Source organism: Peribacillus sp. NPDC097895, from assembly GCF_050277555.1.
Taxonomy (GTDB): domain Bacteria; phylum Bacillota; class Bacilli; order Bacillales; family DSM-1321; genus Peribacillus.
In genome coordinates this window covers 564,939-590,727 of sequence record NZ_JBNNSH010000003.1, presented here as the reverse complement: position 1 = coordinate 590,727, position 25,789 = coordinate 564,939, and the positions used below count along the sequence as shown (strand labels likewise).

Annotated in this window: 23 protein-coding genes; 14 read left to right on the top strand and 9 right to left on the bottom strand. The window is 39.2% G+C overall.

The genetic code is table 11. The features are described 5' to 3' along the window. Positions 1–323 precede the first annotated feature (323 nt). The 8 genes from ACQKMH_RS19080 to dnaA form a co-directional block, all read right to left on the bottom strand. Positions 324–1,397, bottom strand: coding sequence for an HD-GYP domain-containing protein (locus ACQKMH_RS19080; protein WP_427588990.1), 1,074 nt, complete (start codon positions 1,395–1,397; stop codon positions 324–326). Between the two features lie 207 nt (positions 1,398–1,604). Next, complete coding sequence (gene gyrA / locus ACQKMH_RS19075; RefSeq protein WP_427588989.1) at positions 1,605–4,172, bottom strand: DNA gyrase subunit A; 2,568 nt, start codon at positions 4,170–4,172, stop codon at positions 1,605–1,607. 96 nt (positions 4,173–4,268) lie between these two features. After that, positions 4,269–6,194 (bottom strand): DNA topoisomerase (ATP-hydrolyzing) subunit B, encoded by a 1,926-nt coding sequence (gyrB, locus tag ACQKMH_RS19070; protein WP_427589011.1) that lies wholly within the window; start codon positions 6,192–6,194, stop codon positions 4,269–4,271. A gap of 77 nt (positions 6,195–6,271) precedes the next feature. Then, entirely contained in the window at positions 6,272–6,535 is a 264-nt protein-coding gene (gene remB, locus ACQKMH_RS19065) for an extracellular matrix regulator RemB (protein WP_034316197.1), read from the bottom strand. 12 nt (positions 6,536–6,547) lie between these two features. Further along, on the bottom strand, positions 6,548–7,666 hold the full coding sequence (gene recF / locus ACQKMH_RS19060; RefSeq protein WP_427588988.1) for a DNA replication/repair protein RecF: 1,119 nt from the start codon (positions 7,664–7,666) through the stop codon (positions 6,548–6,550). A 21-nt stretch (positions 7,667–7,687) separates the two neighbouring features. After that, on the bottom strand, positions 7,688–7,900 hold the full coding sequence (gene yaaA, locus ACQKMH_RS19055) for a S4 domain-containing protein YaaA (protein WP_230161575.1): 213 nt from the start codon (positions 7,898–7,900) through the stop codon (positions 7,688–7,690). Between the two features lie 219 nt (positions 7,901–8,119). Next, positions 8,120–9,256 carry a DNA polymerase III subunit beta gene (gene dnaN, locus ACQKMH_RS19050; RefSeq protein WP_427588987.1) on the bottom strand — a complete coding sequence of 379 codons (1,137 nt, stop codon included), beginning with the start codon at positions 9,254–9,256 and terminating at the stop codon, positions 8,120–8,122. A 193-nt stretch (positions 9,257–9,449) separates the two neighbouring features. Then, on the bottom strand, positions 9,450–10,799 hold the full coding sequence (gene dnaA / locus ACQKMH_RS19045) for a chromosomal replication initiator protein DnaA (protein WP_057914144.1): 1,350 nt from the start codon (positions 10,797–10,799) through the stop codon (positions 9,450–9,452). Positions 10,800–11,759: 960 nt separating this feature from the next. On the opposite strand from dnaA, the gene rpmH reads away from it, so the two are divergent. From rpmH to ACQKMH_RS18990, 11 genes are all read left to right on the top strand, one after another. Then, the gene (gene rpmH / locus ACQKMH_RS19040; protein WP_034316183.1) at positions 11,760–11,894 is read left to right on the top strand and encodes a 50S ribosomal protein L34; all 135 of its coding nucleotides are present in this window, start codon (positions 11,760–11,762) and stop codon (positions 11,892–11,894) included. A gap of 80 nt (positions 11,895–11,974) precedes the next feature. Beyond that, positions 11,975–12,331, top strand: a complete 357-nt coding sequence (rnpA, locus tag ACQKMH_RS19035) for a ribonuclease P protein component (protein WP_427588986.1) — start codon at positions 11,975–11,977, stop codon at positions 12,329–12,331. Positions 12,332–12,503: 172 nt separating this feature from the next. After that, entirely contained in the window at positions 12,504–13,292 is a 789-nt protein-coding gene (gene spoIIIJ / locus ACQKMH_RS19030) for a YidC family membrane integrase SpoIIIJ (RefSeq protein ID WP_427588985.1), read from the top strand. Then, positions 13,289–13,909, top strand: coding sequence for an RNA-binding cell elongation regulator Jag/EloR (jag, locus tag ACQKMH_RS19025; protein ID WP_427588984.1), 621 nt, complete (start codon positions 13,289–13,291; stop codon positions 13,907–13,909). Before spoIIIJ ends, jag begins: the two co-directional genes overlap by 4 nt. Before the next feature lie 345 nt (positions 13,910–14,254). Continuing rightward, positions 14,255–15,640: a tRNA uridine-5-carboxymethylaminomethyl(34) synthesis GTPase MnmE gene (mnmE, locus tag ACQKMH_RS19020; RefSeq protein ID WP_427588983.1), complete on the top strand. Its 1,386-nt coding sequence runs from the start codon at positions 14,255–14,257 to the stop codon at positions 15,638–15,640. A 21-nt stretch (positions 15,641–15,661) separates the two neighbouring features. Continuing rightward, a complete protein-coding gene (mnmG, locus tag ACQKMH_RS19015; RefSeq protein ID WP_427588982.1) occupies positions 15,662–17,548 on the top strand; it encodes a tRNA uridine-5-carboxymethylaminomethyl(34) synthesis enzyme MnmG in 1,887 nt (628 codons plus the stop codon). Positions 17,549–17,578: 30 nt separating this feature from the next. Continuing rightward, complete coding sequence (gene rsmG, locus ACQKMH_RS19010; protein WP_230161588.1) at positions 17,579–18,295, top strand: 16S rRNA (guanine(527)-N(7))-methyltransferase RsmG; 717 nt, start codon at positions 17,579–17,581, stop codon at positions 18,293–18,295. Positions 18,296–18,703: 408 nt separating this feature from the next. Further along, complete coding sequence (noc, locus tag ACQKMH_RS19005) at positions 18,704–19,564, top strand: nucleoid occlusion protein (RefSeq protein ID WP_230161590.1); 861 nt, start codon at positions 18,704–18,706, stop codon at positions 19,562–19,564. Positions 19,565–19,828: 264 nt separating this feature from the next. Next, the gene (locus ACQKMH_RS19000) at positions 19,829–20,590 is read left to right on the top strand and encodes a ParA family protein (protein WP_230161592.1); all 762 of its coding nucleotides are present in this window, start codon (positions 19,829–19,831) and stop codon (positions 20,588–20,590) included. Next, positions 20,583–21,443 carry a ParB/RepB/Spo0J family partition protein gene (locus tag ACQKMH_RS18995; protein WP_427588981.1) on the top strand — a complete coding sequence of 287 codons (861 nt, stop codon included), beginning with the start codon at positions 20,583–20,585 and terminating at the stop codon, positions 21,441–21,443. Before ACQKMH_RS19000 ends, ACQKMH_RS18995 begins: the two co-directional genes overlap by 8 nt. A gap of 65 nt (positions 21,444–21,508) precedes the next feature. After that, entirely contained in the window at positions 21,509–22,210 is a 702-nt protein-coding gene (locus ACQKMH_RS18990) for a DUF554 domain-containing protein (RefSeq protein WP_427588980.1), read from the top strand. Between the two features lie 55 nt (positions 22,211–22,265). Here ACQKMH_RS18990 and yyaC read toward each other — a convergent pair whose 3' ends face one another. Continuing rightward, entirely contained in the window at positions 22,266–22,898 is a 633-nt protein-coding gene (yyaC, locus tag ACQKMH_RS18985; RefSeq protein ID WP_427588979.1) for a spore protease YyaC, read from the bottom strand. Positions 22,899–23,293: 395 nt separating this feature from the next. Here yyaC and ACQKMH_RS18980 point away from each other — a divergent pair, with 395 nt between their 5' ends. The 3 genes from ACQKMH_RS18980 (at position 23,294) to ychF (ending at position 25,617) form a co-directional block, all read left to right on the top strand. Further along, on the top strand, positions 23,294–24,130 hold the full coding sequence (locus ACQKMH_RS18980; protein WP_427588978.1) for a mechanosensitive ion channel family protein: 837 nt from the start codon (positions 23,294–23,296) through the stop codon (positions 24,128–24,130). A 20-nt stretch (positions 24,131–24,150) separates the two neighbouring features. Further along, on the top strand, positions 24,151–24,348 hold the full coding sequence (locus ACQKMH_RS18975) for a DUF951 domain-containing protein (protein WP_427588977.1): 198 nt from the start codon (positions 24,151–24,153) through the stop codon (positions 24,346–24,348). Between the two features lie 168 nt (positions 24,349–24,516). Continuing rightward, on the top strand, positions 24,517–25,617 hold the full coding sequence (ychF, locus tag ACQKMH_RS18970; RefSeq protein ID WP_427588976.1) for a redox-regulated ATPase YchF: 1,101 nt from the start codon (positions 24,517–24,519) through the stop codon (positions 25,615–25,617). Positions 25,618–25,789 lie beyond the last annotated feature (172 nt).

Sequence of the window (25,789 nt, the reverse complement as noted above, 5' to 3'; positions counted from 1 at the left end):
AATGTTTGACTTGCTCATTTGCTTTTTTAATAGTGTGTGCTCACTTAAAATTTAACGTTGGCGCTTTGTTTTGTTCAGTTTTCAAAGAGCAATTTTGTGTCATTCGCTTAGAAACGACTTTAATAATATATCAACTATATTATTTTTTGTCAACAACTTTTTTTCTTTCGCTGTCGACTTAGTTATTATATCTAGTATCAGAAACAAAAGCAAGAGTTATTTTAAAATAAATAAAATACATGAATCCTAGTTAACAAAATATCGGCTATGAACCTAATAAGAAGAAAAAGCTTATCTATTTAGGAGTAAACTTTTTCTTTATTTTAGAGTATTTCTTCTATATATAATTCCCGGTTTATCCCTAAATTGATTATATGATCACTATCTTGTATCTTGATGACCGGTCTTGTTTGCGAGCTGGCATCAATAAAGATGATTTCTGCAATAAATCCATTGTTCAGCTTGACTCTGCTTCCTATGGAAAAATTAGCGAAGCTCGATAACAAGGTCTTCACTACTTCTATATCAAATTTACCGAAGTCATCATGTAAAATCATTTCTAATACTTTAAATGGTGACTGTTTCTTTCTATACGTCCTTTCGGAAGTCATGGCATGAAAGACATCTGCAACAGCTATGATTTTTGAGAATAAGTTCATGGGCTTAGTTTTCAAGCTTTTGGGGTACCCTGTTCCATCCAACCTTCCATGGTGTTCTAGAATGGCTGTCTTCACACTATCCTTAATGATGGAACTATCTTTTATCATTTTGTAACTGAAAATAGGATGATTGTGAATCTCCTCGTAATCCTCGACAGTTAGACTTTCCGTTTTAGTTAATAACCTTGGTGGCAGCTTTGCCATCCCACAGTCTGCCAGACACCCGCCAATAGCTACCTGATAGACATCCGCCCTACTGCATTTCATCTTAGATGCAATATACGCTCCTATCAATCCAATTGAAATGGCATGGTGAAACAAATAGTCTTCTTTCTTGCAATAGTGGTGTAGCATTAATATGTTGCTTGCTTCCTCTAAAGCCTTATCCACTAGAGGAAGCACGATTAAACGAATCATGGCTACTTCCACTTTACTGCCTGCTTGCCAATTTTTAAATAACCGCTTATAGGTTTGTACTGATTTGAGATACAAATCCGTAAAATCCGACGACTCTTCCATTTCATCCAATTCGGGATCGATCACTTCTTTCGGTAAAAATTTTTTTCCGTCAATCAAGGTTCTATCAACGCTTACCTCCGTTATTAAAAATGCTTGTAAAGCCTCAATTAACTCCTTGGTCAATACTGTTTTTTCATTCATGATTGGACGTTCCGAGAGGCCTCTAATCTCTCTTGAAAGTATGCAGCCTTCAATTAAATAGCGAGTTTTTACTAGCAAAACGTTTCACCTCAGTAGTTTTAATGAATACATTTTACTTGAAAAACATGGTAATAACTATCTTTTTTTTATGATTAAATACCTAATAAAAACAATTTCAGTAAGTGATTTTTCTTGAATTACCAAGAGTTATCAAGACCATTTACTCATATCCAGAGGAAAGAAAAAAAGACCCAGCATAATTGCCAGGTCTTTTCATGGATGAATTTATTCTTCCGTATCTTTATCAATTTCCTCGTTTTCGTTCATCACAGTAGGTTCAGAATCAGTTTCCGAATCTATTGTTGTTTGGTCCTGCTCTAATTCTCTATCTATTTCTATTTCTTCTTCTTCTTCTTCTTCTCTTCCGACGATGGCGACCGTCGAAACATATTCATTGTCTGCTGGTTCAAGACGAATGAGCTTAACACCCTGTGTATTACGGCCCGTCTTAGAAATGCCTTCGACTTCCATTCGGATCAATACACCAGCAGCAGTAATCAGCATCAGATCTTCCTCAACACCTGTAACTGTTTTCACAGCAATAAGTTCACCGTTTTTCTCCGTTACATTACATGTCTTTATCCCTTTGCCTCCGCGGCTTTGTATACGGTATTCCTCCGCAGAGGTCCGTTTACCATAGCCATTTTTCGTAACAATCAGCACTTCTTCATCATCTTCGAGAATTTCCATACCGACTACTTCATCATCCGCCCGTAAGGAAATCCCTTTCACACCCGCTGCAGTACGTCCCATTGTCCGTACATCCGTCTCAGGGAAGCGAATCATCATCCCGTCTTTCGTTCCGATTATAATCTGCTTCTCCCCATTCGTAAGACGGACAGAAATCAATTCATCATCTTCACGTAAGCCTAAAGCAATTAGGCCATTATTACGGATATTTGCAAAAGATGAAAGAGGTGTACGCTTCGATATCCCATGTCTGGTCGTGAAGAATAAATACCAATCGTCGGCAAATTCCTTCACCGGTATGATTGCATTAACCCACTCACCTTTATCGACTTCCAGCAAGTTGATAAGCGGCAATCCTTTTGCCGTCCTACCATATTCAGGTATTTCATATCCTTTTGAGCGATAGACTTTACCTTTGTTAGTGAAGAATAAAAGAGTGTCATGAGTTGAAGTAGTTAACAGGTGACCGACAAAGTCATCTGTATTCGTTCCCATACCCTGTATCCCTCGCCCACCGCGTTTTTGACTACGGTACGTGGTAGCAGGCAAACGTTTAATATAACCGTTGTGAGTAAGCGTCACGATTATGTTTTCCTCTGGGATTAAATCCTCATCTTCCAGGCTTTCAAAGCCGGCTAATGTGATTTCAGTTCTTCTTTTATCATTAAAACGTTCTTTAATTTCAAGAAGCTCCTCACGAATGATTTCTAGAACCTTTTCCTCATCAGCAAGAATGGCTTTATACTCTGCAATTATGGCCATTAATGCCTGGTATTCATCTTCAATTTTTTCACGTTCCAGACCAGTCAAGCGTTGTAAACGCATATCCAGGATAGCTTGCGCTTGTTTTTCAGAAAGTGAAAATTGTGTCATTAACCCTTCACGGGCAATTTCAGTAGTTTGGGAACTACGGATTAACGAAATGACCGCATCCAAATTATCAAGTGCAATGCGCAAACCTTCTAAAATATGAGCTCGCGCTTCCGCTTTCCGTAATTCAAATTCCGTCCTGCGCCGTATGACTACCTGCTGATGCTCTAAGTAGTAGTGTAGGCATTGTTTTAAATTCAATACTTTAGGCTGACCGTCCACCAAAGCAAGCAGATTGATTCCAAAAGTTGTCTGCATGGCGGTATGCTTATACAGGTTGTTCAAAAGGACATTTGCATTAACATCCTTTCGAAGCTCCATGACAATACGCATGCCGTTGCGATCCGATTCATCCCGTAAGTCGGTAATGCCTTCGATTTTCTTATCTCGAGCAAGTTCTGCAATTTTTTCAATCAATCTTGCTTTATTTACTTGATAAGGGATCTCTTTAACAAGGATGACTTGTTTTCCATTAGGTTTCTCTTCAATCTCCACTTTCGCACGTTGAATGATTGAACCTTTTCCAGTTTCATAGGCCTTTCTAATGCCACTTCGGCCTAAAATTAAACCAGCTGTCGGAAAATCAGGACCTGGAATCAATTCCATCAACTCTGGAATTGTAATATCGGGATTCTTGCTTATGGCCAATACGCCGTCAATTACCTCACCTAATTGATGGGGGGGAATATTGGTTGCCATCCCTACGGCTATACCAGATGATCCATTCACTAACAAGTTGGGAAAACGGGCTGGCATAACGGCTGGTTCTCTTTCTGAACCATCATAGTTATCTTGGAAATTAACCGTATCTTTATTTAAATCGCGAAGCAATTCCATCGAAATCTTCGACATTCTCGCTTCTGTGTACCTCATTGCGGCAGCTTGGTCTCCATCGACTGAACCGAAATTTCCATGGCCATCGACAAGCATATAGCGATAGTTAAAAGGCTGCGCCATCCGTACCATCGTTTCATATACAGCTGCATCACCGTGCGGGTGATATTTACCGATTACTTCCCCGACGATACGAGCAGATTTTTTAAATGGTTTATCCGAAGTCATTCCAAGGTCATTCATTGCATAAAGAATTCTTCGGTGTACCGGTTTTAAACCGTCCCTTACATCAGGCAAAGCCCGAGACACGATAACGCTCATCGCATAATCCAAAAAGGATGTCCGCATCTCGGTACTTATATTTATTTCTTTTACACCTGATCTTTCATTTTCTGACATGGAGCCAACCTCCTATAAAAAGCTTATATCTCATTTAGTTTTAACTGTTCGTTCACTATGTAAAGAACAGGATGTAAAAAGCATCCTGTCAAAAAATCAGATATCGAGATTTTTTACATAAATTGCATTTTCTTCAATGAAGTTACGTCGTGGTTCTACCTTGTCGCCCATCAACATCTCGAAAGTTTCATCTGCCTCAGCAGCATCTTTCAAGCTCACTTGGAGCAGTGTTCTCGTATCAGGGTTCATGGTCGTTTCCCACAATTGCTCTGGATTCATTTCCCCTAGCCCTTTATAACGCTGCAGGTTAGGCTTTGGAGTACTTGGCAAACTTGCCATGATTTCGTCAAGCTCGCGATCATTATAGGCATAATCCACTTTTTTCCCTTGTTGGATTTTGAAAAGCGGCGGCTGAGCAATATATATATATCCGTACTCGATAATTTTTCGCATATATCGGTAGAAGAATGTCAACATCAGTGTTCTGATATGGGCACCATCCACATCCGCATCGGTCATGATGACAATTTTATGGTATCTTGCCTTTTCAATATTGAACTCATCACCAATGCCTGTTCCAAGTGCTGTAATGATTGTACCTATTTCTTCGTTATGAAGGATTCTATCCAATCTCGCTTTTTCTACATTCAGGATTTTACCCCTTAGCGGCAAAATGGCTTGGAAATGGCGGTCCCGTCCTTGCTTGGCCGAGCCTCCCGCCGAGTTTCCTTCAACGATGTACAATTCACTGATACCCGGGTCCTTGGAAGAACAATCCGCCAATTTCCCTGGAAGATTGGATACTTCCAAAGCACTTTTCCTTCGGGTCAATTCACGTGCTTTCTTCGCTGCCATACGGGCTCTCGCTGCCATTTGCCCTTTATCTACAATTTTCCGGGCCACGGCAGGATTTTCGTATAAGAAGGAATCAAGTCGTTCAGACAGAATGGAATCAGTAACCGTTCTTACTTCAGAGTTTCCGAGTTTGGTTTTCGTCTGACCTTCAAATTGTGGATCAGGATGCTTAATAGAAATGATTGCCGTTAAACCTTCCCGGACATCTTCCCCCGAGAAGTTGGAATCAGCTTCTTTTAAAAGACCATTTTTCCGTGCATAATCATTGATGACACGGGTTAAAGCAGTCTTGAATCCTGATTCATGTGTACCGCCTTCATAGGTATGAATATTATTGGCAAAAGAAAAGACATTACTGATATAGCTGTCGTTATATTGGAGAGCCAATTCAACAGAAATTCCATCTTTCTCGCCTTCCATGAAAATCGGTTCCTCATGCAATACCTCTTTAGAACGGTTCAAATGCTCTACATAAGATTTGATACCGCCCTCATAATGAAAATTCCTGACCTTCTCTTCTTCCTCACGTTTATCTTCAATGATCAGTTTCAAGCCTTTATTCAAGAATGCAAGTTCACGGATTCGTGTGGCTAATGTATCGAAATCATATTCCAAAGTGTCCGTGAAGATTTCACCATCAGGAATGAAGTGTGTAGTCGTTCCTGTATGATCGGTTTCCCCGATAATTTTCAAATCTTCTTTAGGGATACCGCGGTTAAATTGCTGATAATGGATTTTGCCATCACGATGAACATAAACTTCCAACACCGTGGATAAGGCATTTACCACTGAAGCTCCCACACCGTGCAGACCACCGGAAACCTTGTAGCCCCCGCCGCCAAATTTACCGCCTGCATGAAGGACCGTCATGATCACTTCAACTGCTGGCCGTCCCATTTTTTCATGGATACCGACTGGAATTCCCCGACCATTATCCACTACGGTTATACTATTGTCTTCTTCGATTGTCACTTTGATTTCCGTACAGAAACCTGCTAGTGCCTCATCGATACTATTATCGACAATTTCCCAAACAAGATGGTGAAGTCCTTTTGCAGAGGTCGTACCGATATACATCCCCGGACGTTTACGAACTGCTTCTAAGCCTTCTAAAACCTGTATCTGATTCTCATCGTATGCCTGAGCTTGTACTTCTTTTTGTTCCATTGTCATACGTATCACCTACACTTTTCTTTTGGCATTTATCAATTTTTCTGGAGTAATTAAAGCGTTACCGCTTAATTTCAAAGAATATCTATATCATCGATTAATAACGAAGGCTGCAGTGAACGCTTTTTCAAAGTGGACGACGCAAGCGGTGAATAATAGACCTGTTTATCCGTCACTACAATCGATTTAACCGAGTTTTTTGCTAAATGGGAAGTTACATCAGACTTTTTCTCCAAGAATTCACTCATGATTGGAGAGGCCTGGAGCAGCTTCTTATCTAAAATGGCTATGACATCGTCCGTTTTCACGAGAATGTCTTCACCAATATGGAGATACATACATTCACCTCATCATTTAATCTTTTTTATACTTCCTTGACTAACATAAAAGGTGGACGCTTCTCTTAGGGTTTGATGATCGATTCCATCAACGGAGGGTGTCGTCACGAATGTTTGTACTTTCCCTTGTATCGTATTCAGTAAATGAGATTGACGGAAATCGTCAAGTTCCGATAACACATCATCCAATAATAAAATGGGATACTCGCCGATTTCTTCATGGATCAGCTCAATTTCGGCAAGTTTTAAAGATAGGGCAGTTGTACGTTGTTGTCCTTGTGAACCATATGTCTGAACATCGCGTTCATTCACAAAAAAAACCAGGTCGTCACGATGAGGACCTACAAGTGTTACACCCCGTTCAATTTCCCTTGTTTTTATTTTATCAAATTTTTCTGTGTATACTTCTATCATTTTCGTCAAATCCATAGATTCTGATACATCAAGCGACGGTTTATATTGGATTTTCAATACTTCTAGATTTCTGGAGATCCCCGAGTGAATCGGCTCTGCCCATTGCTGGAGCTTTAAAAGAAACTCGTATCTTCTTTCGACAATTTTCGCTGCATACTGAATGAATTGATCAGTTAACACGTCAAGCATCGTCGTATCCGTTTGTTTTCGGGTCTGCAGAAGCTTTAAGTAATGATTTCTTTGTTGAAGTATTTTATGATATTGGCTCATATCATGAAGGTATACAGGAGAAACCTGGCCAATTTCCATATCTATAAAACGGCGTCTGACTAGAGGGCTACCCTTTACAAGGTTAAGATCCTCCGGCGCAAACATGACCACATTCATATTTCCGACATATTGACTTAACTTTCTTTGTTCAATATGGTTGCACTTCGCCTTTTTCCCTTTTTTTGAAATGGTCAGCTCAAGTGGTATTGAGGTATTTCTCTTTCTAACTCTTCCTTCTATTTTAGCATACTCTTCATCCCAGCGAATAAGTTCTTTATCATTTGAGGTCCGATGAGATTTTGCCATTGCTAAAACAAAAATGGATTCCATGACATTTGTTTTTCCTTGAGCATTTTCGCCAAGGATTACATTGACTTTATTTTCAAAAGTCAGATTCAATTCGGTATAGTTGCGGTAATTTCTCAAACTTATATTTTCAATATACATATTCCGCTCTTCCCTTATGTTTTAGCTTGTAATTGTGAAGACGCCAAATCCAGGAATCTCTATTTTATCACCTGATCTTAATTTTCTGCCTCTTCTCACATCTAATTCGCCATTAATGAATACCTCGTATTCACTTAAGAACCATTTCGCCATTCCGCCACTTTGGATCAGATCCGCTAATTTCAAGAATTGTCCCAGTGTGATATATTCTGTGCTGATTTTTATGGAGTCCATTTCATGCCTCACTCATTTCCAAGTAGTCTTTAATACTTCATTTTACTAAATAAATCCCATTAAGACAAAGTATAGCTTTTTCCGCTCTTATTTATAGCGTTTCCAAGTCCCTTATAGCATGAAAAAATCCCTGAAAACCTTTTTAATTCGTATGTTCAAATATAAAAAAATTAAAGGCCTGCAGAACAAGCCTTTAATTTTTTGAAATATTATTTTAGCTTAATAAGTTCTAACTGGCAGAATTAATTGCAACATGGAATCATCATGAAGTGGGCGAATGACAAACGGACGCATTGCACCTGTAAAATTAATTTTGATATCGGAACCTTCCAATGCCTTTAAAGCATCCATTACAAATTTGGCACTGAATGAAATTTTCAGATCTTCCCCTTCAATGGCCTCTGCTTGAACCTCTTCAATTACTTTACCAATTTCAGGAGTATTGGAAGAGACCTCGATTATACGGCCTTCCAGGGTTGTCAATTTGACGACATTATTTCTCCCTTCTCTCGCCAATAAAGAAGCCCTATCGATCGCTTGAAGAAAATCTTTTGTATGAACCGTTACATCCGTTTTGCTATCTGCAGGGATCAAGCGGGACGTATCAGGATAATTCCCTTCAAGTAATCTTGAGAAGAATAATAAATTTTCAGCCTTGAAAAGGACTTGGTTTTCGGTAATGACGATTTCTATGAGTTCGTTTGTATCATCAAGGATTTTACTCAACTCATTCAAACTTTTACCAGGAATAACAACGCTATAGGTCCCTGTAATTTTATTTTCTATTTTTGCTGTTCTCATTGCCAGTCTATGACTATCTGTTGCAATACAGGTCAACTCATCATCTTGAACCTTTAAGTTTACACCTGTTAAGATGGGGCGTGTTTCTGACGTGGACACTGCAAACCCAGTTTGACGAATAAGGGTCTTTAATAGGTCCGTTGGAAGTTTGAAAATATTTTCTTCTTCAATGATTGGAAGATGTGGATACTCTTCAGGATCCAAACCGTTTAGATTAAATTCAGCTTTACCTGAGCGGATAATCGTTTGAAAGTTGTTTTCAACTTCAATTTCTACAGTATCCATCGGTAACTTTTTGACAATTTCACTGAAAAAACGGGCATTCAATACAATACCGCCGCTTTTTTTCACTTCAACAATCTCATCTCCGTCTACTTCGGCTGGAATGAAAGATTGGATCGAGATATCGGAATCACTTCCTGTTAAAGTGACACCCTCACTAGTAACGCTTATTTTTATCCCCGTTAGAATCGGAATCGTTGTTCTTGATGTGACTGCTTTCATTACTTCTTGGACACTATGAACTAATCGATCTCTTTGGATTATAAATCTCATGTTTCATCCTCCAATTTTTTTATTGCCAAAAAGGCATATTTATTAATAATTTTTATTAAAAAAGATAGTAGTAATAGTAGTAGGGCCTGTGAATATGTGGATAAGTCCATTCAAGCTAAGGAAAAACAGTCCATCCACTTGTGGACAGACTGTGTGTAAGTTGTCGTAAGTTATACACATTATCCAGAATTGATTATACCCTCAGCTGATCCTGGATTTCTTTAACCTGACGTTGAAGCTGGGTATCCGTTTGCATGAGCTTAGAGATTTTTTCATGCGCATGAATAACGGTCGTATGATCGCGACCTCCAAATTCATCTCCTATCTTTGGCAGGGATGAGTCCGTTAATTCCCTGGAAAGATACATCGCAATCTGTCTTGGGAAGGCTACGGATTTAGTCCGTTTTTTCGCCTTGAAATCCTCAAGTTTGACACTATAATGTTCACCGACTGTTTTCTGGATTTCTAATATGGTGATTATTTTAGGTTTGGAGCTTGGGATGATGTCTTTTAATGCTTCTGCTGCCAAATCTGCATTGATATCTTTATTGATTAATGAAGAATAAGCGACGACGCGAATAAGTGCACCTTCAAGTTCACGAATATTGGAATCAATTTGGTTGGCAATATAGAGCATGACTTCATTCGGTATATCAAGCCCCTCAGCTTTCGCCTTTTTACGTAATATGGCAATCCGCGTTTCTAGATCAGGAGGAGTGATATCCGTGATCAAACCCCATTCAAACCTTGAACGGAGGCGATCTTCAAGTGTAGGGATCTCTTTTGGTGGACGGTCACTCGAGATGACGATCTGTTTGCTTTCTTCGTGTAATGCATTGAATGTATGGAAAAACTCTTCTTGAGTTTGTTCTTTTCCCGCCAGAAATTGAATATCATCAATTAATAAAACATCTACGCTTCGGTATCTATCACGGAATTCCCCAGCTTTATTATCTCGGATAGAGTTGATAAATTCGTTCGTGAATTTTTCAGACGATAAATAAACGACCTTGGCATTCGGATTATGCTCAAGAACATAATGACCGATTGCATGCATTAAATGAGTTTTACCCAGTCCAACGCCTCCGTATATGAATAAGGGATTATAGGCTTTGGCTGGAGCTTCTGCGACAGCGAGAGACGCGGCATGGGCAAAACGATTGCCGGAGCCGATGACAAATGTATCAAAAGTATTTTTTGCATTCAGCATGTGCTGCGGAAATGCAGCATGCTCTTTATCCTGTTTTTTAATCTTTTTAGGTTGAACAGGAACGGTAAAATCATCATCTTCTTGATTGGGGGGAATGATGAATTTTGCTTCCAATTCCTCACCGGTAAGTTCAAACAATACATCAGAAATAAGATGGGAATAGCGTTCTTCAAGCCAATCCCTGGCAAATTCATTGGGAGCGGTGACTGTTAATGTATCACCTTGAAGTAAATAAGCCTTGGTTGATTTAAGCCATGTTTCAAAGCTTGGTTTACTGATTTTTTTTTCGATTTTTCCGAGCGCCTGGTTCCAAAGGCTATCGATATTATCCAAACTTATCCCTCCTTTGCAAAATATTTTTATTAAACGTAACTAAAATGTATAGGCACAAATAAACTCATCGATTGCCGTCTTTATATAAATTTTGACAGCAAGGGTTCGGTGAGCTGTATAAGGGATTTTTATGTTGTGTAATGTGAAGTCCCTATAACTATATCTATATCTTGCGCTGTACAACGTTTGTACAGACTACATCTAGTAAGCCGATGCAGATTTGAATGTTTATTCATCAACAGGTATTTTGAGAAATATATAATAAAGAAGAAAAAAGGGTTTTCGACAATATCCACCATCTGTGGACAATTTAATATACACAGGTCGGATAAGCTATCCACATGTTATGCACAGTCTGTGGATAACCGTTACCTGTTGATAAAGTTATTCAGAGTGAAAACACAAATATAATATCAGAAATTCAGGTGTCTTGCAATGGGTTAGAAAACTTTATCCACAACTTACCGAGCATGTGGGAAAAACTTTTCCACAGGCTATTGTTATGTGTAAAAGTCCAAGAAATGGGTTGTGGATAGAAAAAAACATGTCGAATTTTATCCACAGGTCATAGTTATAGCTTGAATTAATAAAATTATTTCCAATGACATTTAAGTGATTTAAGTCGCAAAAACCTATGCTGAAAAATCGACAGGACATTTAAAAACCGACTTAGGGTTTTTTTATACTTTGTCGATTCCATGTAGAATAAGGAGAGATATCAGGAGATCGACAAATATGTATTCATGGGTAAAATTGATGGAAATTTCCTTCTCCCCAAAAATTTCTATATCAGTTCGGAGAAAAATCATTTACAATAGGCTAGGTAGTAAAAAAAGGCCTACTGGACATTGAGCATAAAAAAGAAATATTTTTTTTGGATGAGGTTGACAAGTAGAAACCTCAATCTATATAATTGTAAAGACTGTCTTTAACTGTTATTCCTCAGGGAGGTGTCATATAATGAAAAGAACTTATCAACCGAATAATCGCAAACATAGTAAAGTTCACGGTTTCCGTGCACGTATGAGCACGAAAAACGGACGTAGAGTAATCGCTGCACGTCGCCGCAAGGGCAGAAAAGTATTATCTGCATAGACCACTGAAAAGTCTCAGTGGTCTTTTTTCGCAAAATAAGGGATTTACTGAGACTCAATTCATGTAATGAAGGTGTAAAAATGAAAAAAAAGTTAAGGATTAAGAAAGAGGACGAATTTCAGCTTGTGTTTAAAAAAGGTGAATCTTCTGCTAATCGGCAATTCGTTGTCTATGTCCTTGAAAAGCCAGGTCAAGATTATTTCCGGATTGGTCTTTCCGTCAGTAAAAAAATCGGGAACGCCGTTGTAAGGAACCAAATTAAAAGATACATACGGCAAGCGTTTTTGGAATTGAAAGATGATATAGAAGATGGTAAGGATTATATTGTGATTGCTCGAAAACCAGCGGCGGAGATGGACTTTTTCCAGGTGAAAAGCAGCTTGATCCATGTCCTGAAACGTTCTAAATCATTAAACTTTAAAACGAAAAAACAATAAAGTCTCCTTATCGATAATAAACATTCCTTTAATCAGTAGTTACTTGAAAAAGATGACATAAAAAATTCCTATTGAACTGTGAAAAAAGTGGATTAGATTTCCTTGAATTCCGCCAATGAACAGTTCACAATTGTTTCAAAAAAGATTGATTGCAGTTAGGAGGAAATTACGGTTGAAAAAACGAATATTACTCATTATTGGACTAGCCTCGATAATGATGCTGTTAGCAGGGTGTACGGAAATTAAAGAACCTATTACTGCGGAAAGTGAAGGTTTTTGGAATTCATACATTGTCTATCCATTATCAGCCTTGATTATTTGGCTTTCTGAAACATTCGGGGAGAACTATGGTTTGGGAATCATCGGTGTTACTTTAATCATTCGCTTAGCATTACTTCCACTTATGGTTAAACAGGTTAAAAGCTCGAAAGCAATGCAGGCCATCCAGCCTGAAATGAAAGAACTTCAAGCAAAATACAGCTCAAAAGATGCTGCCACTCAACAAAAACTACAGCAAGAAACAATGGCTCTATTTTCAAAATATAAGGTGAATCCATTGGCGGGTTGTTTGCCAATATTGGTGCAAATGCCGATATTAATCGGATTTTACCATGCCATCAGCCGTACGGAGGAAATCTCTTTACATAGTTTTCTTTGGTTTGATTTAGGTTCCCCGGATCCTTATTATATTTTACCGGTTGTTGCTGGTATCACGACTTTTATCCAGCAAAAGATGTCCATGGCTGGAATGAACTCCAATCCACAAATGGCTGCACAAATGACGATGATGCTTTACATCATGCCAGTGATGATTGTTGTTTTTGCTATTAATTTTCCCGCTGCTCTTTCTCTATACTGGGTAGTAGGTAACCTTTTTGGTATCGTTCAAACATATTTCATTAAAGGTCCGGATCTTAGAAAAGCAGCTGCGGAAAACGCGGGAGGGGCAAAGAAAAAGTGAAAAAAGTAACTGCTACAGGACAATCTGTCGAAGAAGCAGTAAATTTAGCTTTAGCTCAACTGAACAGCACTAAAGATCGTGTGGAAATTGAAATTGAAGATGAAGGAAAAAAAGGATTTTTTGGTTTATTTGGTGCAAGGAAGGCAGTTGTCCATGTGACATTGCCTGCCGATCCCATTGAAGAGACACTTGAATTTTTGAAGAATATCAGCAGGGAAATGGGAGTCAATGCAGATATTGATGTCCAACGTAAAGGGAAGAACGTTACATTCCATTTAACGGGTGATAAAATTGCATTATTAATTGGAAAAAGGGGTCAAACACTGAATTCCCTTCAGTATTTAACGCAGTTGGTTGCAAATCGCTATTCGAAGCAGTTTTTGAATATTACAGTAGATGCAGAAGATTATCGAAATCGACGCAATGATACGTTAATCCAATTAGCTGAAAGAATGGCAAATAAAGCCATGAAAACAGGTAAAGCTATTTCACTGGAGCCCATGCCATCCTATGAACGTAAGGTCATCCATAATGCGCTCCTGCATTATCCAAAAATTAAAACGACTTCAAATGGAACGGAACCATATCGCCATTTAGTCATTACTCCACTCAAATGAACCTTCTGCTTTAAAGCAGAGGTTCTTTTTTTAATGTCTGGATACCATTGTTTGTCGAATATTAATTTATTAAGGATTATTTCAACAAAAACTGACATATTTCTTATCAATATTCTCATGATCAATAAGATGGGTGAAAGAGCAACGGTCCATATTTGTTATTCACATGTGGATAAGTTAAAATGAATACTACAGAATATGGAATTCATGCATGTGGATAACCCTTTAAAGGAAGGAGTATCTACTTTTTTTCATGAATATACTGTGGTATTGTAGTTATTTAGGGATTCAACGATTTTTATTATCAGAAAAAAATAGAAACATCAATATATAAGAGGTGAAAGCATGGAATTCGATACAATCACCGCTATCTCTACGCCCTTAGGGGAAGGGGCAATCGCCATCGTTAGAATCAGCGGTGATGAGGCCATAGAAATAGCCGATAGGATCTTTAAAGGACCAGGAGGAAAAGGATTGCTTGAAGTGAACTCACATACGATTCATTATGGCCACCTTATCCAGCCTAAAACAGGTGAAATCATTGAGGAAGTCATGGTTTCAGTCATGAAAGGTCCAAAGACATTTACAAGAGAAGATGTAGTTGAAATAAATTGTCACGGTGGAATCGTTTCCGTCAATCGGGTGTTACAACTTATTCTCTCACAAGGAGCTCGTTTAGCAGAACCTGGTGAATTTACGAAACGAGCTTTTTTGAATGGAAGGATCGATCTTTCTCAAGCAGAGGCCGTTATGGATTTAATCAGGGCTAAAACGGATAAAGCCATGAATGTCGCATTAGGTCAAATGGAGGGCCGGCTTTCGAAATTAATCCAAAACCTGCGTCAAGAAATTTTACAGACCCTCGCTCAAGTAGAGGTAAACATAGATTATCCGGAATATGATGATGTCGAAGAAATGACGCATCGTTTATTTTTGGAAAAAGGCAGTTATGTGAAGACTGAAATAGAGAAACTGCTTCACACAGCCCAGCAAGGGAAAATCCTGCGGGATGGACTGGCAACGGTTATCATAGGACGCCCGAATGTCGGGAAGTCTTCTTTGCTTAACAGCTTAGTTCATGAAAATAAAGCGATTGTAACTGACATTCCTGGTACAACACGTGACGTAATTGAGGAGTATGTCAATGTTCGCGGTGTACCGCTTAAGCTTGTCGATACAGCTGGAATTAGAGAAACGGAAGATATCGTTGAACGAATTGGAGTTGAACGGTCTCGGGCAGTATTGAAAGAGGCCGATCTAATATTACTGGTATTGAACTATTCAGATGATTTTACCGCTGAAGATGAGAAACTATTCCAAGCTGTCGAGGGAATGGATGTTATCGTTATAATCAATAAAACCGATCTTCCACAGAAAATTGATTTGGCTAAGGTTAAAGAAAATTCAACATCCCATAAAGTTGTTTCCACCTCATTGCTTGAGGATAAAGGGGTCGATGAATTGGAAGAGGCCATCGCTTCTTTATTTTTTGAAGGTTCTTTAGAAACGGGAGACTTGACCTATGTTTCCAATGCCAGGCATATAGCCTTGCTAGGACAGGCATTACAGTCAATTTCAGATGCAGTTGAAGCGATTGAAATGGGTACACCAATTGATTTGGTTCAGATTGATTTCACGAAAGCATGGGAGCTCCTTGGAGAAATCATTGGTGAAAGCGTTCAGGATAATTTAATCAACCAATTGTTCTCACAATTTTGTTTAGGAAAATAATTGTCAAAGGAGGAAAAGAACATGCAATACGAAGCAGGTAGCTATGATGTCATTGTAATTGGTGCTGGACATGCTGGTAGTGAAGCAGGCCTTGCAGCTGCAAGAGTTGGCGCTAAAACGTTAATGATCACCATTAACTTGGATATGGTCGCCTTTATGCCTTGTAATCCGTCCGTTGGCGGGCCGGCAAAAGGGATAGTCGTTAGGGAAATTGACGCTTTAGGCGGTGAAATGGGGAAAAATATCGACAAGACCCATATTCAAATGAGGATGTTGAATACTGCCAAAGGTCCTGCTGTTCGTGCATTGCGTGCACAGGCAGATAAATTTCTCTATCAACAAGAAATGAAAAAGACGATAGAAGACCAGGAAAATTTGACATTGATTCAAGGGATGGTAGAGGAATTAATTGTAGAAAATGATGTTTGTACCGGTGTCATTACTAAAACAGGCGCAGTATATCGTGCGAAAACTGTCGTAATCACGACGGGTACCTATTTACGTGGTGAAATCATTTTAGGGGAACTAAAATATTCAAGCGGTCCAAATAATCAGCAGCCTTCCATCAGGCTTTCTGAACACTTGGAGCAATTAGGGTTCGATTTGGTTCGTTTTAAAACAGGAACACCACCGCGTGTCAATAGTTCATCCATAGATTACAGCAAAACGGAAATTCAGCCTGGCGATGAAGTGCCACGTGCTTTTTCTTATGAAACCACTAAGTTCATCACTGATCAATTACCATGCTGGTTAACGTACACGAATGAGGGTACACACCAGCTCATTGATGATAATCTACACCGTTCACCGATGTATTCCGGAATGATAAAGGGAACTGGACCTCGTTATTGTCCATCAATAGAAGATAAGGTTGTCCGTTTCAATGATAAACCACGCCATCAAATCTTCCTTGAACCTGAGGGTCGCAATACAAAGGAAGTTTATGTACAAGGGCTGTCTACAAGTCTGCCAGAAGATGTACAAGTAAAAATCCTTCAAACGATCCCAGGCCTCGAGAAGGCGGAAATGATGCGTGCCGGATATGCAATTGAATATGATGCAATCGTTCCTACACAGCTATGGCCTACTCTAGAAACGAAAAAAATCAAAAATTTGTATACAGCTGGCCAAATTAACGGGACGTCCGGCTACGAAGAAGCTGCAGGTCAAGGGCTGATGGCCGGCATAAATGCAGGATTGAATGCGATAGGTAAAGAAGAACTGATTTTAAGCCGTTCGGATGCCTATATTGGTGTTCTCATTGATGACCTTGTAACCAAAGGTACGAATGAACCTTACCGATTGCTGACATCACGTGCAGAATATCGTTTATTATTGCGACATGATAATGCCGATTTAAGGTTAACGGAAATTGGTTTCAATATTGGAATGATCAAGGAAGAACGCTATAACCGTTTCCTTTTGAAAAAAGAAGCGGTTGAAATGGAAAAAGAACGCCTGAAATCAAATTTCATCAAACCGACTAAAGAGGTTCAAGAAGTCATTACTGCAAGTGGTGGCAGTGAGTTGAAGGATGGAATCCGTGCGTCTGATTTATTGAAACGACCTGAGATGGATTATTCCCATATTCAAAGGTTGGCTCCAAGTGATGTCGAACTGAGCGATGAAGTGACGGAACAAGTCGAAATCCAGATCAAGTATGAAGGATATATTGAAAAATCCTTGCAACAAGTCGATCGTCTGAAAAAAATGGAGAATAAAAAGATTCCAGAGAATATCGATTATGATGCCATTTCTGGTCTAGCAACGGAAGCACGTCAAAAATTAAAGTTGGTCCACCCGCTATCAGTAGCTCAGGCTTCAAGAATTTCCGGTGTGAATCCAGCTGATGTTTCCATTTTGCTTGTTTATTTGGAACAAGGTAAGATTGCCCGAGTATCTCAGTAATGGAAATACCCGAAAAGGATTGAAGAAAACATGAATATAGAACAGTTCCAACAAGCGCTGCAGGAGAAGGGAATTGAGCTTTCTCCTCACCAGCTTGATCAGTTTGACACATATTATCGTTTATTGGTGGAATGGAACGAAAAGATGAACTTGACTGCCATCACTAATAAAGAAGAAGTTTATCTAAAGCATTTTTACGATTCAATCAGTGCTGCCTTTTATTTCGATTTTAACAAATCTTATCGGATTTGCGATGTTGGGGCTGGTGCTGGGTTTCCGAGTATTCCATTGAAGATTTGTTTCCCCGATATCCACGTATCGATTGTGGATTCGTTGAATAAGCGAATCTCTTTTTTGAATCACCTTGCTGATTCATTGCAATTAAAGGGAGTTTCCTTCTATCATGACCGGGCGGAAACCTTCGCGCAAAAACCGGAGCATCGCGAATCCTATGATATTGTCATGGCAAGGGCGGTAGCTAGGATGTCCGTTTTAAGTGAACTATGTTTGCCACTTGTTAAACCGGATGGGACGTTCATTGCCATGAAAGCGGCTAGTGCACAGGATGAAATGGATACAGGGAAGAAAGCCATTTTTACGTTAGGCGGAAAAATTGAAGAAATTCATCCCTTCACATTGCCAGAGGAAAATAGTGAAAGAAACATCATAACCGTTAAAAAAGTGAAGAAAACTCCTAAAAAATACCCAAGAAAACCAGGGACACCGAATAAACAGCCTATTGAATAACCTATATACTACTTCGACGTTTCCATATTGGACGTAGATGATTCATATATTAGGCTGGTACTTGTCCTAATTTTCTTTTACTATAAAGGTATGACTTTATTCATTAATCATATAAAGCAAAGATGAAGGCAATTTTTCAGGTGCAATGTCAATCGTGTGCCAGGTTTTCAAAGCAGGGCTAGAAAGTCGGCGATTTTTCTTTTTGTTTTCAGGGAAATAATCTTGGGCAAGCCGGCTGAGATATATAATTACTGGCCGTCTCATCCTCATTATTGCCTTGATGACGCCAGTCGACATGTTTTTTACAGTGAAGGACCATATGTATAACCATGTCGGGAAATGTATGCAGGACTTGTCCTTTAAATAGAGAATATGTTATTTGGGAGTTTTAAAAGGTGGTGTAGGAAGATGAAGCATCCTTTTTCGCGGTTCTTTGGGTTTGGCGAAAAAGAAGAACAGCAACTAGAGATGGAGACACCTAGCAATAATAATGAAGAGATAAGAAAAATTTCGATTTCTGATATTGTGCCTAATCGATTTCAACCAAGGACCGTTTTTAATGACGATAAAATCGCGGAATTGGCTCAAACGATTCATACACACGGGATCATTCAGCCAATTGTAGTAAGGGCTTATGGACAGGGAAAATATGAAATCATTGCAGGTGAGCGCCGTTTTCGGGCTATGCAAAAGCTGGGCTGGGAATTGGCACCTGCAATTATTAAAGATTTCACCGATACAGAAACGGCTTCCGTTGCGCTGATAGAAAACCTTCAGCGTGAAGAGCTTACACCGATTGAAGAAGCTTTGGCTTACGGTAAACTATTGGAGTTGCATAGTTTAACCCAAGAAGCCTTGGCACAAAGACTGGGAATAGGACAATCTACCGTTGCTAATAAGCTTCGGCTGCTTAAGCTGCCCCAGGAAGTTCAAGATGCACTTCTTCAAAAGCAAATTACGGAACGCCATGCCCGCTCGTTGATACCGTTAAAAAGTCCTGAAAAGCAGATTAAACTACTTTCGGAAGTCATCGAAAAAGGGTTAAACGTCAAGCAAACAGAAGAGCAGGTCGTCAAGCTCTTAACGGGTACGGTTCAAAAGCCGAAACCTAAGCGAAAGGCGTTTAGTAAAGATATGAGAATTGCCGTAAATACGATACGTCAATCACTCAGTATGGTTACAGACAATGGAATAAATCTGGATGCAGAGGAAGAAGAATTCGAGGAGTATTATCAATTCACGATTAAAATACCCAAGAAAAAAACTTGATCCTCTATCCTTAGCCCCGCTTGGTAGTCTCCGATTACCAAGCTTTTTTTTATTTTCTAGATAACACTAGCATCTGTTACGTTAAAAATGGTGCAATTTTTTCGGGATTTTTGTAAGGTTTAGCTAAATTTCAAATATCAGGAGGAATTTAAGAAAACGATTTCTTCCTGTAGCATTCATGATAAAATAGAAAGAAAATAAATGGATTTACGATAAAACTGATTAAATATAGCGTTATGAATATAGTTGAAAGCAGGTGAATTCGTGGGTAAGATTCTCGCCATTGCCAATCAAAAAGGCGGTGTTGGAAAAACGACAACTTCTGTCAGTTTAAGTGCTTGTCTTGCATACATAGGACAGAAAGTCTTAATGGTCGATATTGATCCGCAGGGAAATGCGACAAGCGGTGCAGGTATTGATAAAGCGGATGTGGAACAATGTATTTATGATGTATTGGTCGATGATGTTGAAGCCAGTACCGTTATCTTGGAAACAAAGGTAGAAAACTTATATGTTATACCTGCGACAATTCAACTTGCAGGAGCGGAAATCGAACTGGTTCCAACCATCTCAAGGGAGGTCCGATTAAAAAGGGCATTGGAAGAGGTGCAAAGTCGATATGATTACATTGTAATCGACTGTCCTCCATCATTAGGATTGCTTACGCTGAATGCATTAACAGCGGCTGATGCCGTTTTGATCCCTGTACAATGTGAATACTATGCATTGGAAGGCTTGAGTCAACTATTAAATACGGTCCGTCTCGTCCAAAAGCATTTGAACCATGATTTGAAAATCGAAGGTGTGCTATTGACGATGTTGGATGCCAGAACAAATTTAGGTCTCCAGGTTATAGAGGAAGTCAAAAAATACTTTCAGGATAAAGTGTATCAAACCATCATTCCCCGCAATGTCCGATTGAGTGAAGCACCAAGCCATGGAGAACCAATAATTATATATGATCCAAAGTCAAGAGGAGCGGAGGTCTATCTAGAACTGGCAAAGGAAGTGGTATCAAATGGCTAAAGGACTTGGCAAAGGACTTAACGCAATTTTCAACAATGGTGAGATCAGTAAAGATGAAATCGTGCGGGAAATCAAAATAAGGGAATTAAGGCCAAATCCTTATCAGCCCAGAAAAAGCTTCCGACTTGAAGCTATAGAAGAATTAAAGCAATCGATCATGGAACACGGGATATTACAGCCGATTATTGCCCGGAAAAGTATTAAGGGTTTTGAAATCGTGGCTGGAGAGAGGCGTTATCGCGCTGCGAAAGAAGCTGGTTTAAAGACAGTTCCCGTTGTGGTAAGGGAATTGAATGAACAGCAAATGATGGAACTGGCTATTTTGGAAAACCTGCAACGGGAAGATTTAAATCCGATTGAGGAAGCGGCAGCTTATCAAACTTTGTTAGAAAAATTGGATTTCACACAAGAACAGTTGGCCAGTCGGTTAGGTAAAAGCCGACCACATATTGCGAACTATGTTCGATTACTCTCTTTGCCTGAAGGGATAAGGAGTTATATCTCTGAAGGCAAAATTTCCATGGGGCATGGCCGTGCATTACTGGGTTTAAAGAAAAAAGAGTTGCTTAATCCAGTAGTGGATAAGATTCTCAAAGAAGGAATGAATGTCAGACAGCTAGAGCGATATATACATCAATTGAATGATACCGTTTCACGTGAAACCAAATCTAAGAAACAAGAGAAAAAAGATATTTTCATAAAGCAACGGGAATCAAGTCTACGTGAAAGACTAGGAACGAGTGTAACGATAAAACAAAGCAAGAAAAAAGGGAAAATAGAAATTGAATTCTTTTCAAAAGAAGATTTAGAGAGAATTTTGGGCTTGATCGATCAGGAGGACCTTTCCTCTTAAATCCCTCTTTATGAAAGAATTAAGGAAAAACAGCAGGGTGTTCTGTAGAAAATTAGGTGGTTGAGATGGTATTATTAGGGACTTTGGTAAATGGTGCCTGCATTTTAATCGGTTCGATTTTGGGAAGGTTTTTACAACATATACCTGAAAAGATAAAAGAAACGGTCATGAGTGGCATCGGTTTAGCCGTTATAGTCTTAGGCTTGCAGATGGGATTTAAAAGTGATCAGTTCTTAATCGTCATTTTAAGTATGGTTGGGGGGGCCGTCCTTGGGGAATGGATGGATCTTGAGGCGAGGCTTAATTCCTTAGGGAATTGGATTGAACGGAGGATGAAAGCTAAGGAAGGAACTTCGATATCTCAGGGTTTCGTAACGGCTACGCTCATATTTGGCATCGGAGCGATGGCCATTATCGGTGCCCTGGATAGTGGTATCCGGAATGATCATGATGTTTTGATAACAAAAGCGATCATTGATGGTTTTACAGCACTAGTCCTCGCTAGTACGCTTGGCATCGGTGTACTTTTTTCAGCAGTGCCCATCATTCTTTATGAAGGCTTCATAGCGATCTTTTCAAGGCAAATCAATACGATGATACCGACTGCATTAATGGATTCCTTCATATTGGAAATGACGGCAACTGGGGGAGTCATGATTTTAGCAATCGGTTTGAATATTATTGGTGTCACCAAAATAAGGGTGGCTAATCTGCTTCCGGGCATATTGATTACAGCCATTCTAGTTACTATTATGTATTATGTATAAAAAAAGAAGGAAGGGATATCCCCTTCCTTCTTTTTTTTATAATCAGTTTATCTTTTCAAAGGGTTTTTTCCTGCTTGAATGACCAAGTGAAAGGAGTGATGGCCGGCTTTACTGGATAAAGATTTTGTGCTTCGTAAAGCCCCTCGGCGATGATTTTGGCCATTTTTAGAACAAGATTAAGACGAGTGTTTTGCAAGACCATGAACTCCATGAACCCACTTACATTCACGATTCCTGTAATATGGGCATTACCAACGGAAGGAAGATCTTTATTGACCCCAGCACCGGGTTTCACTGGGCCTTGCCCGATTTGAACAATCCCGACGCTTTTCATTTTCCCTAAACAAGCATCAATTCCGATTATAAAGGGATTGGTATGAATCTTTTTTATCTCATTTAATTTTTCCTGTAAATTCATCGCATGAATAGGGTCATCTAGAGTACCATAAACATGGAATGAAGAAGAGCTGTTTTCAGTTTTTTCACTAAGCAGAGTGCCGACAAGTGGTCCGAGGGAATCGCCTGTAGAACGGTCTGTGCCTATACAGACAATGACGATAGGTTGAAGCTTTCCGGTTGGTAGAAGGTTGATTAATTCCTGGGAAATTTGTTTGGATGCATCCGTATCTTCATGCAGGATGCGACTCATTCTATTTTTATTATTAAATAGACTAGAATTCAGATTCATCGGCTCAACTCCTTTACTTTATTCGGTATTACAGTATACGGATAAAAAGGGAAAATTATACGGCATTTAACGTAATGGATCGGGGAATTTTTTGTAGAGCATGCAAACAGGTGAAAGGGAATGGATTGATGTTTCTATCTCTACCAACTGCTTTCATTTATACATTCTAGTAATAGATTATTTGATTATCCGGGAAAAAACCTTCTAATTCTTTTACCTATATACCCATATTTTTTTTGTACAGAAACCCTTATTTATTGATAAAATAGATAAAAGTTCTTTTAATGATGGTTATTTCACAGCATGAGGGGTAGAGGAATATCTCTATGTGGAATTTCATAGACAAGAGAAGATATTAAAGTTTTGCAGTATTTTGCAATGGGCAGGAGGAAAAGATGGATCGCATTTATGATAACGTTACTAAAGAGATTTTGGATGAAAAAATATGGCTGCTGGTGAGCGAGGGGATTATTAAAATCTTCCTTGTTCTGTTGTTATCACGTATTATTATTACAATAGGAAAGACCATTTTAAATAAATTTTTCAAAGCTCGTTTAAGAAGTCCCATACGTGTTTCAGAACGCAGGGAAACGACACTCATTAAGTTGCTTGAAAATATCATTACCTATGTTATCAATTTCATCGCTTTGATGATGATTTTGGAAATTTTTGGACTTCACGTAATGCCATTACTTGCTGGTGCGGGTGTAATCGGTTTGGCCATTGGGTTTGGAGCTCAAAGTTTGGTCAAGGATATAATCACAGGATTTTTCGTAATTTTTGAAGACCAATTCTCAGTTGGAGATTATATTAAAATCAATAGTTTTGAAGGGGAAGTCATTGAGATTGGGCTTCGTACAACGAAGATCAAAACCAGTGCAGGGGAATTGCACTTCATACCTAATGGCAGCATCATTCAAGTTACGAATTACTCCATTTTGAACAGTAAGGCTGTTGTTGATGTGACGATACCTAATGATGGATCTGTGGAGCTTGCCGAAAAGGTGCTGATTGATCGTTTAAACAGCATGGAAGGCAAATATGAAGCCTTGGTTAAAACACCTGAATTTTTAGGCATTGAAACAATAAGCCCTGAAGAAATCGTCCTTCGGATTACAGCGGAGACAAAGCCTATGCGCCATGTCGAAATCAGTAGGATATTGAGGAAAGAAATAAGTGCTGCTCTTGATTCAAGTGGGATTAAATCCACGTATAATGGCAGCGAGTCGTAGAAATTAGGGGGCTCATGGGTATGGAAGAAAAAGAATTTTCACTTAAGGATATTGTGGAAATGAAAAAACCACATCCTTGTGGAATAAATAAGTGGAAAATAATTCGGCTTGGTATGGATATCCGGATAAAATGTGAAGGCTGCGGTCATAGCGTAATGTTGCCTCGACGTGAATTCGCGAAGAAAATGAAAAAAGTTCTACAAAAGCATGAGGAGTGATCATGCTTTTTTTTTTGGAAAGAAACTAGTTCTGCGATCACAATGATTTACTTGTCTTTTTAAGAAGCGAAATCTATAATTGGGAAAGGTTTAGGTAATTGGAGGGTCTTTTTTTGTGGACCAGTCTTTTCCCACATGTACGAATTATCTTGAAGGAGTGAAATATAAATGGCTTTAACAGCTGGTATAGTTGGTTTGCCTAACGTAGGTAAATCCACTTTATTTAATGCAATAACACAGGCAGGTGCGGAATCTGCCAACTATCCTTTCTGTACGATTGACCCAAACGTCGGGATTGTGGAAGTGCCAGATCACCGTTTACAAAAATTGACTGAATTGGTTCAACCCAAAAAGACGGTACCGACAGCATTTGAATTCACGGATATCGCCGGGATTGTAAAAGGAGCGAGCAAAGGAGAAGGATTGGGTAATAAATTCCTTTCCCATATCCGTCAAGTGGATGCAATTTGCCAAGTCGTCCGTTGTTTCGCTGACGACAACATTACTCATGTTTCTGGAAAGGTAAATCCAATTGATGATATTGAAGTCATCAACCTTGAATTGATTCTTGCCGATTTGGAATCCGTTGACAAACGCATCGACCGTGTCGGAAAAATGGCCAAGCAAAAAGATAAAGGCGCTGTGGCTGAACATGAAATTCTTGTAGCTTTGAAAGAAGCATTGGAAAATGAAAAACCAGCTCGTTCAGTTGAATTTTCTGAAGAACAGCAAAAAATCGTGAAGGGCATGCATTTGCTTACAGCGAAGCCAACGCTTTATGTGGCAAATGTGAGCGAAGACGAAGTGGCAAATGCCGACGATAATGAATATGTTCAACAAGTTCGTGACTATGCTGCGAAGGAAAATGCAGAAGTGATCGTAATTTGTGCCAAAATCGAAGAAGAGATTGCAGAGCTAGAAGGTGAAGAAAAAGAAATGTTCCTTTCTGAACTTGGCATCGAGGAGTCAGGTCTTGACCAATTGATTCGTGCTTCATATAATCTGCTTGGATTGGCAACATACTTTACAGCTGGGGTACAGGAAGTGCGTGCTTGGACTTTCAGAAAAGGTATGAAAGCCCCTCAATGTGCAGGCGTCATTCACACAGATTTCGAACGTGGTTTCATCCGTGCCGAAACGGTTTCTTATACCGATTTGCTTGAAGCGGGTAGTCACAGTGCTGCAAAAGAAGCAGGAAAAGTTCGCTTGGAAGGAAAAGAATACATCGTTAACGATGGTGATGTAATTCATTTCCGTTTTAACGTTTAAGATGTAAAGACCCTACAGTTCATTTGTAGGGTTTTTTGAGTCTTTAATCACTAGATTTCAATAAATTGTAATAAGTCAAACCGTTCGTTGCAAAGCCTCTTTAACTATGCTATAATTTTATCTTGTGAGTAATTATAAATAATTGCTCCTTGCCCAATTGGGCCGCTTAGAC